The organism is Acinetobacter sp. Brlt_5 (genome assembly GCF_051949055.1).
In the GTDB taxonomy this organism is placed as follows: domain Bacteria; phylum Pseudomonadota; class Gammaproteobacteria; order Pseudomonadales; family Moraxellaceae; genus Acinetobacter; species Acinetobacter indicus.
Genome location: NZ_JAYJLP010000002.1, coordinates 193,563 through 205,875, shown reverse-complemented (window position 1 = coordinate 205,875; position 12,313 = coordinate 193,563). Strand labels below are relative to the sequence as shown.

10 protein-coding genes are annotated in these 12,313 nt (G+C 48.1%); 4 read left to right on the top strand and 6 right to left on the bottom strand.

Going from position 1 to position 12,313, the window contains the following annotated elements; genetic code table 11:
- Positions 1 to 38: 38 nt before the first annotated feature.
- A complete protein-coding gene (locus VF685_RS02885) occupies positions 39 to 2,447 on the bottom strand; it encodes an ExeM/NucH family extracellular endonuclease (protein ID WP_440203546.1) in 2,409 nt (802 codons plus the stop codon).
- 220 nt (positions 2,448 to 2,667) lie between these two features.
- Here VF685_RS02885 and trmB point away from each other — a divergent pair, with 220 nt between their 5' ends.
- Positions 2,668 to 3,384 (top strand): tRNA (guanosine(46)-N7)-methyltransferase TrmB, encoded by a 717-nt coding sequence (trmB, locus tag VF685_RS02880; RefSeq protein WP_075166682.1) that lies wholly within the window; start codon positions 2,668 to 2,670, stop codon positions 3,382 to 3,384.
- Between the two features lie 156 nt (positions 3,385 to 3,540).
- Here the strand turns inward: trmB and VF685_RS02875 are convergent, their stop codons facing one another.
- The 5 genes from VF685_RS02875 to VF685_RS02855 form a co-directional block, all read right to left on the bottom strand.
- Complete coding sequence (locus VF685_RS02875; protein ID WP_206897034.1) at positions 3,541 to 4,317, bottom strand: Rossmann-like and DUF2520 domain-containing protein; 777 nt, start codon at positions 4,315 to 4,317, stop codon at positions 3,541 to 3,543.
- A gap of 84 nt (positions 4,318 to 4,401) precedes the next feature.
- On the bottom strand, positions 4,402 to 5,199 hold the full coding sequence (locus VF685_RS02870; RefSeq protein WP_005177084.1) for a thioesterase family protein: 798 nt from the start codon (positions 5,197 to 5,199) through the stop codon (positions 4,402 to 4,404).
- Between the two features lie 63 nt (positions 5,200 to 5,262).
- Positions 5,263 to 5,934 carry a class I SAM-dependent methyltransferase gene (locus VF685_RS02865; protein WP_206896781.1) on the bottom strand — a complete coding sequence of 224 codons (672 nt, stop codon included), beginning with the start codon at positions 5,932 to 5,934 and terminating at the stop codon, positions 5,263 to 5,265.
- Between the two features lie 178 nt (positions 5,935 to 6,112).
- Positions 6,113 to 7,801, bottom strand: coding sequence for an AMP-binding protein (locus VF685_RS02860; protein ID WP_104488771.1), 1,689 nt, complete (start codon positions 7,799 to 7,801; stop codon positions 6,113 to 6,115).
- A gap of 101 nt (positions 7,802 to 7,902) precedes the next feature.
- Entirely contained in the window at positions 7,903 to 8,532 is a 630-nt protein-coding gene (locus VF685_RS02855; protein WP_005177074.1) for a TetR/AcrR family transcriptional regulator, read from the bottom strand.
- A 147-nt stretch (positions 8,533 to 8,679) separates the two neighbouring features.
- Between VF685_RS02855 and VF685_RS02850 the strand changes: the two genes are divergently transcribed.
- From VF685_RS02850 to VF685_RS02840, 3 genes are read left to right on the top strand one after another with little or no spacing between them, the layout of a single operon-like run.
- Complete coding sequence (locus tag VF685_RS02850) at positions 8,680 to 9,852, top strand: isovaleryl-CoA dehydrogenase (protein WP_286384695.1); 1,173 nt, start codon at positions 8,680 to 8,682, stop codon at positions 9,850 to 9,852.
- 33 nt (positions 9,853 to 9,885) lie between these two features.
- Positions 9,886 to 11,487 carry a carboxyl transferase domain-containing protein gene (locus tag VF685_RS02845; RefSeq protein ID WP_286384696.1) on the top strand — a complete coding sequence of 534 codons (1,602 nt, stop codon included), beginning with the start codon at positions 9,886 to 9,888 and terminating at the stop codon, positions 11,485 to 11,487.
- Between the two features lie 12 nt (positions 11,488 to 11,499).
- The gene (locus VF685_RS02840; protein ID WP_152342323.1) at positions 11,500 to 12,294 is read left to right on the top strand and encodes an enoyl-CoA hydratase/isomerase family protein; all 795 of its coding nucleotides are present in this window, start codon (positions 11,500 to 11,502) and stop codon (positions 12,292 to 12,294) included.
- The last annotated feature ends 19 nt before the right edge of the window (positions 12,295 to 12,313 follow it).

The following is a 12,313-nucleotide window of genomic DNA, read 5'->3' as shown; positions in this document are numbered from 1 at the left end:
GATAATCAGGCGTTTTTTATGGCAGATCAATACCCGCCTTATTTACGGCGACGTAACCAAGCCGCAGCACTCAGCCCGAATAATCCCAATAATGACCATAGGCCGGTACTCCCCCCATGGGTATCCGCTTTGGAGTCTTCCGATGGCTTTGGCTCTGCCGGTGCATCTGACAGGTCCAGATCAATAATAATCGGGTCGTGGTCAGATGAACGGAAAGCATCCGGGCTATAAAAGGCCTGAATCTGCTCGGCAGTTTTATAGTCTTCGTTATAGGCCAGTGCCGTCGGTTCATCAGCATTAATGGCCCATGCAAAAGCACGTTTAACCCGTGGATACAATTGTGCATCGGCAATGGCATGGTCTAAATTACCGGCGCCGCCATAGCCTTGGGTATTACTGGCCACGCCAAACACATAACTATAAGCCTGTTTGCCCTGTCCGATTTTTTCATCATTAAACAGATTTTTATAGTTGGCCTTTTCCAGCGCCAAAATCGGATCTTCTTTGGCATAACTGTTTAAGTCGCCCAGAATCAGGACATTGGGCTTCGTTACTTTGGTTGGATTGGTCGCCAGCCATTGCATTAATTTCTGTACTGCGGTCACACGGGTGCTATTCCAGCAGCCTTGACCATCGTCCTGATCTGCATCTAGGCCGGTATCAGGACAGCTACCTTTGGATTTCAGATGCTGTGGCACCACGGTAAAGCTTTCGCCACCCGCCACAGGTTTAAAACTTTGCGCCATGGTGACACGATTCAATTGTGTACCATCATCAAATACGGCAGCGGCATTCACCGGCGTCAGGCGTTTGCTGTTATAAATCATGGCTACGGCAATGGTATCGGTGCCCAAGCGATCTGCATTTGGCGGTGTCACATACTTCCAGTCTGGCCCCAGACTTTGGGTTAAATAGGCAATAGCGCTGTCTGGGCCATAACCATTGTTGGCAATTTCATTCAGGCCATAGACATCGGCATCAATGGCTTTTAAGGCACTGACAATTTTCTGATGCTGCTTGTCGAACTCTGCTTTGGTTTTTGCACCGCGCTCGGTCGGGAAGCCTTGTGCCGCCCCATTGTCATAGTTCAGGACATTAAAGGCCGCAGCACGAATCTGGGCAGTATTTTTGGCGCTGACGCTGCTGCGCTCATTTTTGTCTGCCACGATATTCGGCAAGGTTCTGCCCTGAACAGGCTGAATACGCCACTGGTTAAAACGATATTCCAAAATCCCTTCTACATTTTGCAGCTCATAGCCGGCTCTTAAGGTATTTTGCGCATTAAAGTTCAGCGGCAACCACGGCGTCCGGTTCTGGTTGTTATAGCCATCATCCAGAATAATTTTCGACAGCAGGTTTTGTTTGGCCAGGCTGAGTGCTTCGTCGGATTTGGCCGGATACAGATTGGTCGGCATATATAAACGCCCAAGGCTTAGGGCCAGCTCGCCATAACGGCCATAATTATAGTTTTCACTGACGGTCAGAGTTTGCGGCAGTTTAACCAGTGCACCCTGATAACGCTGCGGTGCATGCTGCTGCATATCCGTCAGGCTTTCAAACGGTAAATTTACCGTTTTTGGTGCTACCCAGCTTGCCGCTTGCGGATTACAGGTTTGAATATCCTGAGTCAGCTGGTCCAGCTGCAGCTGGTTTTGATAGCTAGTGAGGCGACCGCGTAAAATCACCTCTTCCCCAACCTGACCACCTTTGATCTGGCTGCTGGCCGGAATATAAACAAAAATCGCATTATTCAGGTTTGGTTTGGCTTTGCTATCTGGCGTTTGCAGATAAAAACCGGAAAAACCATTGCTATAACGATAATCTGCGGTCATCACCCCACGCACGGTATAGATCTGGTTCTTGCTGGCACTGTGCAAATCGGCAATGGCGGTATCACTACTGCTACAGCTAATCGTTTCCGTCACAGGCGGTGGCTGCTCTCCTTCTGGCAGCAAATACTGACTAAAAGCATTCCGGTCAGACCAGGCCGTCCATTCACTGTTCACATCAAAAGGTGCTGTTGGGTCAACTGAGCTAACACTATGCGTGGTTTTATTGCGGCTTAAACTGGTGCCCTCTGCCCAACTCGTAGTCTGTCCAAGCACACCAAAACGATCGACCGGTGTATTATGCTTATACAGCACAACAGCATCATTACCATTAAAATTCAGACTTGCGATTTTTTTGACCAGATCGCCCAGCACCAGCTCCAATTCACTTCGCCCGACCAGATATTCAGCTTTGGCCGGCAACACTCCCTCTAAAGATACCGTCAGTCCGGCTGTGGTTGAGCCATTGGAAAAAATCTTGATTTGATACTGAGATAAATCGGCCGCTGTCGCATCGGGGTTATAAATCTCCAGTCCCTTACGGTTCGATGTACCATCGACATATTGACTGAACATCAGCTCTGCATGTGCAGAAAAGCCACAACCCATGAGTGCCATGGCCCAGCATAAAGTATGTAATTTCATTGTTTTTTATCAGTTGTTAAAGCTTATTCAGGCTATTTTTTAGACATGACAGATGTATGAACATTTGATGAAACTATTTCTGCATTTTCATGACAGCTGCCGTGAAAAAAATAGCGCAATGCATGAAAAAATTTGACTTCAACTGCTCAGGACTTAAAATACCGCATTTGAATTTTTTACGATTGCCAAAGTTATGTCGAATGATCAATTAGACCAGCAAGTCGTCGAGCTGGACAACTTAAACGAGCACCGTGAAATTGTGACGTTTATGCGTCGTTCCTCACCACTCAACACCTCTCAACGTACTGCGCTTGAACAATATGGTCACCTAATTTTGGAATATCCGGTTGGCGATTTACGTCAGCATTTTGAACATCCAGAACGTCCTTTAACGGTGGAAATCGGTTTTGGGATGGGCCGTTCACTGGTCTTAATGGCACAGGCCAATCCGGAGCGTAACTTTGTGGGTATTGAAGTGCATGTGCCAGGTATTGCCCAGTGCGTATATGAAGCAGGCACGGCCGGTTTAAGCAACCTGCGCGTCCTGGATGCCGATGCAATTCAGGTGCTGCGTGAAATGCCAGACAACAGCATTAACACCGTACAACTGTACTTCCCAGACCCATGGCAGAAGAAACGCCACTTCAAACGCCGTTTTGTGGTGGATGAACGTATGGAACTGGTCGAGCAAAAACTGGAAATGGGCGGCACTTTCCATGCAGCAACTGACTGGGAACCGTATGCAGAATGGATGCTGGACGTGCTGGACAACCGTTCCCGTTTAGAAAACCTGGCAGGCAAAGGCAACAGCTATCCACGTCCGGAATGGCGCCCGCAAACCAAATTTGAACGCCGCGGTATTGAAGCCGGTCACAAGATTAACGACTTTATCTTTAAGAAAATTTCTTAATCACAAAGTTGAAAAAGCGCTGAAATCTCAGCGCTTTTTTTATACGTCCCTATCTTGAGATTAGACAAAATAGATGATCTACCAGTCAAAAGTGATTTAAAAGATCAGATCAACGACTCGATTAACCAGTATAAAACCGAAGATAACAACAATGGTTTATGACTGATGACGTTCTAAAATCTGCTGGCTGAATAGTTGATAAACCGCCTGTAAATCGGGTCGCTGTGCATCGGCCAATAACTGCTGATGCATCTGTAAAATATTCTGATCACCACGCATGGCCGGGCCGGTCTGCATGATTTTAGGGTCGGCCTGGGTGGCCTTCTGCGCCGTTTCCAGCATTAACGGATACAGCAGACTAAAATCGACCTGCTGGACATCAACAATTTGCCGGGCCATGTCATAACAATAATTACTGAAATTACAGGCAAACACCGCGGCCAGATGCAGGCTCAGACGCTGCTCGGAGCTATAGGCATAAACCCACTGACTGAGTTCATTGGCCAGCTGCAACAATACAGCCTGATCGTCTTCATGTGCCGCTTCAATAAATACAGGGGTCTGACTCCAGTCAATCTCACGTTCCAGACTAAAGGTTTGCAGCGGATAAAATACTCCGGCACGTGCATGTACCTGCTGCAACAGCTGCATTGCAGTACTGCCGGAGGTATGGACCATCAGCACTTCAGGCAAATGAGGATGCACCTGCTCAATTACCGCGGCAATGGATTGATCACTCACCGCAATGATCACCAAGTCTAATGTTGCATCAAACTGTTCAGGGCTATGAATTGCACTGGCCTGTACCTGCTGTGCCAGCTGCGCTGCCTTATCCAAACTGCGGCTATAAATCTGTACTATCTGGTGCCGTGCACTCAATGCCCGTGCCAGATGATGTGCTACCCGCCCCGCGCCAATAATCCCGATTCGCATCTGTTTCATCTATATTTTGAACTGCCCACAGCATGCCAATAAAAAAAGGACGAATCAATTCGTCCTGATAGACTTGAGCCAGTTTTAGAACTTTCTTAAGGTCAGAATCTGTTCACTGCGTCCAAATGGCCCATGAACATCATGCAGAATGCCGCTGGTCAGACCAATACCGTCTTCACCATATTGTTGTACCACTTCCAGTCCTAGCCACTGGCCTTGCGGTAAGCGGTGCAGATGAATTTGCAAATCCAGGTTTGGAAAGCCCCAACCGGCATTCGGGTCCTGACGTGGCACCACACCATTGGCGGTATCTACCATGCCCATCAGGCGGGTAAAATCGGACGTCGGCTGGCCGTCAATCATTTCAAGCTGATTACTGAGCCAGACAATGCCTTTGCCCGGACGATGGTCCAGATGGGCACGGGTCTGAATGCTTTGAATATAGCCGCCTGGCCAGCAGCGCATGCCATCCCACTCGGGTAAATAGTCCGGACTTTCTGCCGGTAAATCTTCCAGACCAGCAATGGCACGAGTGTCGGAAGTCAGCATTTTCCAGGCACGCGCCACAATACAGGTTTTGCCATTGGCACACATTTCCGCTTCAATCAGTTCAATGGTTTTGCCCGGGCGAATCATGCGGGTAGTAATCGAAAATTCACCAAAGGCAATCAAACCAAAAATATCCAGCCCGACCCGGCCAATGCGCATTTCTGCACGTGGCTGGAACTGTTCCAGCTCTGCACAAAGAATACCGGTGGCAGGTGCCATATGCTGCTCATGCGGATTCCACGCGCCCTGAGCATGAATATTCGATTCATAATAAGCTGTGCTGCTGCCATCTGCATGCTGTTCACGTCTGATAAAACTGTAATATGCCGACATTATTTTCCCTACTTCCTTGCTCTTTGGTCTGTGTGCTACCTGCCTGTGTAGCCTCTGTTTCGTTTATTTTCGTGCAAAAAAACCATAATAACTCATGATTTGACAATAAACCCTGCAACTTTTAAATCCGACTTTTGTTAATACGTCTTTGGTCTGTTCAGCCGAAACCAGTTCAAAATCATCATCCAGACGTGCAATCATCTTTTCACTCTGGCTCACTGTTAAGCCCTGTTGCACCGCTACATGCTGCAGCACTTGCTGTTCAGCCAATGTTTCAGGCTGCATCAGGTCATAACTGAGGAAAACACCACCCGGTTTTAAGCGCTGGCAGATGTCCTGAAAAAAATCGGCTTTGGCCGGCATGGGAATAAAATGCGCCACCAGAATGGCCAGTGCCGCATCAAAAGGCTGAGGGGACTCTAAACTCTGGGTATCGGCCTGAATAAACTGCACCCGCTCGGCACCTGCAATTGAGCGGATCGTATTTTGTGCCTGTTCCAGCATGGCACGGGAGGGATCAATGGCGGTAATCTGCCACTGTGGATGATGCGCCAATAAATAGGTCAGCTCATAGCCTGTCCCGCACCCGACCACCAGAATATGCACAGTTTCCGGTAATTCTGCCGTTAGAATGGCATCAATCTGTTGATGTACCAGTTCATAGCCGGGAATCAGTTTACGGATGTGATCATCATAGCCGGCGACAATGACTTCACTGTGAAAGTTTTTGGCCATCTTTAACTCACTCTACCTCTGACTCTTGAATAGACTTGCGAAGATCATTCTTGTTGGAAAGTCATGACAGCTCGCGGAAAGCAAAGCAATTTTGCTCTGATTTGATTTTTCCCGAGATTCAATCACATGACCGGCGATATCCCTGTCGCCCTGTCATGTGATTAGATGCCTGCATGAATCAAGCAATTTCTTTTAGGTTCAACTCTTCACGCATAAATTCACGCAGCTTAAACTTCTGCGCCTTACCCGATGCAGTCATTGGAAACTCGCTAAAGAAACGCACATAACGTGGCACTTTATTGTGTGAAATATGCTCGGCGCAGTACTGGCGAATGGTTTCTTCTGTACATGGATCGTTTTCATGCAGAATAATGCAGGCGCAAAGTTCTTCGCCATATTTATGGTCAGGTACGCCAATCACCTGTACATCGCAAACCGCCGGATGGGTATAGAGGAAATCTTCAATTTCTTTCGGGAACAGGTTTTCACCGCCACGAATCACCACATCTTTAATCCGGCCTTTAATTTTGACAAAGCCTTCATCGTCCATTTCAGCGATATCACCGGTATGCATCCAGCGCGCGGCATCAATCACTTCTGCGGTTTTTTCCTGATCTTCCCAATAGCCGAGCATTACCGAATAACCGCGAACACAGAGTTCACCGAGCTGTCCACGTGGTACCACCTTGCCCTCTTCATCGACAATTTTGACTTCCAGATGTGGATGGACTCGGCCTACGGTACTGACGCGACGTTCCACCGAATCTTCCGTTGAACTTTGCGCACTTACCGGTGCTGTTTCAGTCATGCCATAGCAGATGGTAATTTCCGACATATGCATGCGGTCAATCACGCGCTGCATGATTTCCTGCGGACATGGACTGCCGGCCATAATACCGGTGCGCAAGCTTGACAGGTCAAACTCATCAAACTGTTCATGCTCTAAAATGGCAATGAACATGGTCGGTACGCCATAAGCGGCGGTACATTTTTCCTGCTGAATGGCTTTTAAAGTATCCAGCGGGTTAAATACGGCTGATGGATAAACCATGGTGGAACCATGAGTGATACAGGCCAAGTTCCCCATCACCATCCCGAAACAGTGGAATAACGGCACTGAAATACAGACCCGATCTGCCGGGCTGAGATGAATTGCTTCACCGACAAAATAGCCATTATTTAAAATGTTGTTATGGGTCAGCATGGTGCCTTTCGGATTCCCGGTGGTGCCCGATGTAAACTGAATATTAATAGTTTCATCAAACTGCAATTCACTAGAAATCTGCTGCAGTTTTTGCAACATTTTTTTGCTTGGCGGGGTCAGTAAATCCTGAAAGCGGTGTAATCCGGCATGTTCCTGATCATCAATTTTAATAATATGTTTCAGATGCGGCAGGCGCTCGGCTTTCAGCACTTTGCTTGCTGCCTGGTTCAGCTCCGGGGCAATTTTGGTCAGAATCTCCTGATAATTGGTGGTCTTGAACTGCGAGGCAATCACCAGTCCCTTACACGACACTTTATTCAGTACATATTCCAGCTCATTGCTTTTATAGGCCGGGTTCAGGTTCACCAGAATAATGCCGGCTTTAAAGGCCGCAAACTGGGTAATAGTCCATTCCACGCAGTTCGGCGACCAGATTGCAAGACGGTCACCTTTTTGAAAGCCCAGTTTCAGCAAACTGCAGGCAAAGGCATTCACCTGCTCTTGCAACTGCCGGTAGCTCAAACGCACATTCTGATGCAGGCTGACCACCGCATCCTGTTCGGCGTATTGCGCGCAAGCCTGATCAAATTTTTCACCAATCGTTGTGCCCAGTAAAGGCTGGCTGCTCGTTCCGTAGGCGTAGCTTAACCGTACTTGTGTCATTGAATCGTTCTCCTTGATTCTTTGTAATTCTGATTTTCAACTCTACTAATTGTTTTTGAACCACGACTACCTGTCTGTCTTCCCTGCCGTTTTTATCGTTTTTACTCACTTCCCTCCTGTCGACGTACTGCGTTCACACAAAAATCGGCAATCTGTTTGACAAAGTAATCCTTATAGTTTTGATCAAACATCACATTGCGAGATGGGTTCAAAGGTTCAATCACCACAAAAGTCATAGAGCCAACCACGCCCAGTGCGGCGGTGTTCAAATCTTCAAACTCAAACTCACCATTGACTTTTCCTTCAGCCAAAATTTCCTTAATGCTCTGCTTGATCAGCTGTTTACTGCGAAAACGTTCATGTTCCATTTCCGGATCAACCGGTTCAAACATGAGCGCATACGCCAGTTGGGGACTGTTCATGGCACGCTTCACAAAAGTTGTAACAGATTTTTGCAATTTCTGTTTTGGCGATAAATCCGAGCCGGCAATGTGGTTCAAAATTTCAACCTCATGCTGAATCGCATTCGACAACACTTCAATTAAAATCTGGCTTTTGTTTTCGAAATATCGATAGACCAAACCGGTAGATACACCGGCACGTTCCGCAATGGCCTGAATCGACGCCTCTTTAAAGCCCCCTTGAGCAATTAGTTCACGAGCGGACTGCAAAATCGACAGGCGATTCTGTTCCATTCGTTCCTGCATCAATGATGATCTTTTATAACTCATATCTTATTCTCAACCAGATAAAATGAATTGTAAATCATTTTGTGAATTTTAGTTCACTTTTTTAAATTTTCGATGTATGTTAAAAACCAAGCACAACAAAAATGCTTTTTTGGAAACAACAAATATAACCGCAGGATGGATGAAGAAATGAATTTACAAAGCTTGGATTTCGGTTTGGATGAAACACTGATCGCCCTTCGTGATTCAGTTGCTGCATTTTGTGCAAAAGAGATCGCACCCATTGCTCAACAGGTCGACCGTGACAACGAATTCCCTGCTCATCTTTGGAAAAAGTTTGGGGACATGGGTTTACTCGGTCTGACTGTAAGTGAGGAATATGGTGGCACCAACCTCGGTTATCTGGCACATATTATTGCCATGCAGGAAATTTCACGTGCCTCAGCATCCATTGGCCTTTCCTACGGGGCACATTCTAACCTATGTGTGAACCAAATTAAGCGTAATGGTAACGAAGAACAGAAACAGCGCTATTTACCGAAACTGATTTCAGGTGAATATGTCGGCGCATTGGCCATGTCAGAACCGAATGCCGGCTCCGATGTGGTCAGCATGAAACTCAAAGCTGAAGATCAGGGCGATCATTATCTGCTAAACGGTTCAAAAATGTGGATCACCAACGGTGGTGATGCAGATGTGCTGGTGGTCTATGCCAAAACTGATACCCAGGCCGGCGCCAAAGGCATGACCGCTTTCCTGATTGAAAAAACCATGCCGGGCTTTAGCCACGGTACGCACCTGGACAAACTGGGCATGCGCGGCTCGAATACCTATCCACTGTTCTTTGACAACGTGCGCGTACCGAAAGAAAACGTCCTCGGCGGTGTCGGCAATGGTGTAAAAGTGCTGATGAGTGGTCTGGACTATGAACGTGCTGTATTAAGCGCAGGCCCACTGGGCATTATGGATGCCTGCCTAGACACCGTGATTCCGTATATCCACGAGCGTAAACAGTTTGGTCAGGCACTGGGCGAATTCCAGTTGATGCAAGGCAAAATTGCCGATATGTATTCGACCTGGCTGGCCTGTAAAGCCCTGGTCTATGCGGTAGGTGCAGAATGTGACAAAGCCGAGCATAGCCGCAGCCTGCGTAAAGATGCTGCCAGCACAATTTTATATGCAGCCGAAAAAGCCACCTGGATGGCCGGTGAAACCATTCAGACGCTAGGTGGGAACGGTTATATCAATGAATTTTCTGCTGGCCGTTTATGGCGTGATGCCAAACTCTATGAAATTGGTGCAGGCACCTCGGAAATTCGCCGTATGCTGATTGGCCGCGAACTGTTTAACGAAACTGCCTAAAAATAAATCACAAGAATAGACAAGGATGTTGGCATGAATCAATTACAGAGCAAAATCAATATTCGCAGCGAAGAGTTCAAAAACAACCTCGCAGCGATGCAAACCCTGGTCGATGACCTGAAACAGAAAGTCCAGAAAATTGCCCTAGGCGGCGGTGAAACTGCACGTCAGAAACATCTGGATCGCGGTAAATTATTACCACGTGAACGGATTGACCATCTGATTGATCCGGGTACGGCTTTTATTGAAATTGGTCAGCTGGCTGCCTATCAGGTGTATCAGGATGATGTACCTGCTGCCGGTGTGGTGGCCGGTGTCGGTCAGGTCAATGGCGTGACCTGTATGATCATTGCCAATGATGCGACAGTAAAAGGCGGAACGTACTACCCGCTGACCGTGAAAAAGCATTTACGCGCTCAGGAAATTGCCGAGCAGAACCATCTGACCTGTATCTATCTGGTCGATTCTGGCGGTGCCTATTTACCGCTGCAAGATGAAGTGTTCCCAGATCGTGACCACTTCGGCCGTATTTTCTACAATCAGGCGCGCATGTCGAGCATGGGCATTGCCCAGATTGCCGTGGTGATGGGCAGCTGTACAGCCGGCGGTGCTTATGTCCCTGCCATGTCGGATGAAACCATTATTGTGCGGAATCAGGGTACCATCTTCCTGGGGGGCCCGCCACTGGTGAAAGCTGCCACCGGTGAAGTGGTCAGCAGTGAAGACCTGGGCGGTGGCGATGTGCACACCCGTTTATCAGGTGTGGCCGATCATCTGGCAGAAAATGACGAACATGCTTTGGCCATTGCCCGCAACATCGTCGCCAATTTAAATAAAAAACCAAATCCGCAGCCGGAAAATGTCGAAGCACCATTATTCGATGCGTCAGAGCTGTACGGCATTGTCCCGACTGATGCACGTAAACCGTTTGATGTGCGTGAAGTGATTGCGCGTATTGTCGACGGTTCACGCTTTGACGAATTCAAGGCACGCTTTGGGACTACCCTGGTCACTGGCTTTGCCAAGCTCTATGGAATGCCAGTTGGAATTATTGCCAACAATGGAATTTTATTCTCTGAGTCTGCACAAAAAGGCGCGCATTTTATTGAACTATGTACCCAGCGCAATATTCCGCTGATCTTCCTGCAAAACATCACCGGCTTTATGGTGGGTCGTCAGTATGAAAATGAAGGTATTGCTAAAAATGGTGCCAAGCTGGTGATGGCCGTCGCGACAGCCAATGTGCCTAAACTGACTCTGGTGATTGGCGGTTCTTTTGGTGCCGGTAACTATGGCATGTGTGGCCGTGCTTACTCGCCACGCTTTATGTGGACCTGGCCAAACTCGCGTATTTCAGTGATGGGCGGTGAACAGGCCTCTAGCGTATTGTCGACTTTGAAACGCGATCAGATTGAGCAAAAAGGTGGCAGCTGGTCAGCTGAAGAAGAAGACCAGTTTAAACAGCCAATTCGTGACCAATATGAACGCCAAGGCCATCCTTATTATGCTTCTGCGCGTTTATGGGATGATGGCGTCATTGATCCTGCGCAATCACGTGAAGTATTGGCGCTCAGTCTGGCGGCAGCATTAAATGCCCCAATCCAGCCAACCAAATTCGGCGTGTTCCGCATGTAAGAGGTGACAAAAATGGATTATCAATTTTTACAACTCGAACAGCAAGATCAGGTGGCTACGGTGTGGATTAACCGTGCCGAACTGCACAATGCCTTTAATACGCAGGTCATTGAAGAATTACATGCCTGCTTTCAGCAGCTAAATACCCGCGCTGATGTACGTGTGGTGATTCTGGCCGGTCGTGGCAAGAGCTTCTCTGCCGGTGCCGACCTGAACTGGATGAAACAGGCCGGTCAGGCCTCACAAGCCGACAATGAAGCCGATGCCCTGAAACTGGCCAAAATGCTGCAAAGTCTGGCCACCTTGAAACAGCCGACTATCGCTCGCGTACATGGCATTGCCTTTGGTGGTGGTATGGGTCTGGCCTCGGCCTGTGATATTTGTGTGGCCAGCACCGATGCCAAATTTGCCACCTCTGAGGTACGTTTAGGCCTGGCGCCATCCACCATCAGCCCTTATGTCATTCGTGCCATTGGCGCACGTCAGGCATCACGTTACTTTTTAACTGCTGAACGGATTTCTGCAGCACAGGCACACGCTATTGGTCTGGCACATGAAGTGACCGCACCGGAACAGCTGGACAGCAAAATTGATGAAATTGTGCAGGCCTTATTACTCGGTGGCCCTGAAGCACAGCACGCATCGAAACAGCTCATTCAGATGGTGAACCAGCAAGTCCTGACCGAGGACCTCTTGCTGCAAACCGCACAGCATATTGCCCACGTTCGCCAGGGAGATGAGGCGAAAAACGGCTTAAATGCTTTCCTTAACAAACAAAGCCCGGCCTGGATCAAGACCACGGCATAACAACTAGAAGGATCCTAAC

Bases quoted from the DNA above. Each gene is read 5' to 3' on its own strand.
- VF685_RS02885 (WP_440203546.1), bottom strand. From the start codon at position 2,447: ATGGCACTCATGGGTTGTGGCTTTTCTGCACATGCAGAGCTGATGTTC.
- trmB (WP_075166682.1), top strand. From the start codon at position 2,668: ATGTCGAATGATCAATTAGACCAGCAAGTCGTCGAGCTGGACAACTTA.
- VF685_RS02875 (WP_206897034.1), bottom strand. From the start codon at position 4,317: ATGCGAATCGGGATTATTGGCGCGGGGCGGGTAGCACATCATCTGGCA.
- VF685_RS02870 (WP_005177084.1), bottom strand. From the start codon at position 5,199: ATGTCGGCATATTACAGTTTTATCAGACGTGAACAGCATGCAGATGGC.
- VF685_RS02865 (WP_206896781.1), bottom strand. From the start codon at position 5,934: ATGGCCAAAAACTTTCACAGTGAAGTCATTGTCGCCGGCTATGATGAT.
- VF685_RS02860 (WP_104488771.1), bottom strand. From the start codon at position 7,801: ATGACACAAGTACGGTTAAGCTACGCCTACGGAACGAGCAGCCAGCCT.
- VF685_RS02855 (WP_005177074.1), bottom strand. From the start codon at position 8,532: ATGAGTTATAAAAGATCATCATTGATGCAGGAACGAATGGAACAGAAT.
- VF685_RS02850 (WP_286384695.1), top strand. From the start codon at position 8,680: ATGAATTTACAAAGCTTGGATTTCGGTTTGGATGAAACACTGATCGCC.
- VF685_RS02845 (WP_286384696.1), top strand. From the start codon at position 9,886: ATGAATCAATTACAGAGCAAAATCAATATTCGCAGCGAAGAGTTCAAA.
- VF685_RS02840 (WP_152342323.1), top strand. From the start codon at position 11,500: ATGGATTATCAATTTTTACAACTCGAACAGCAAGATCAGGTGGCTACG.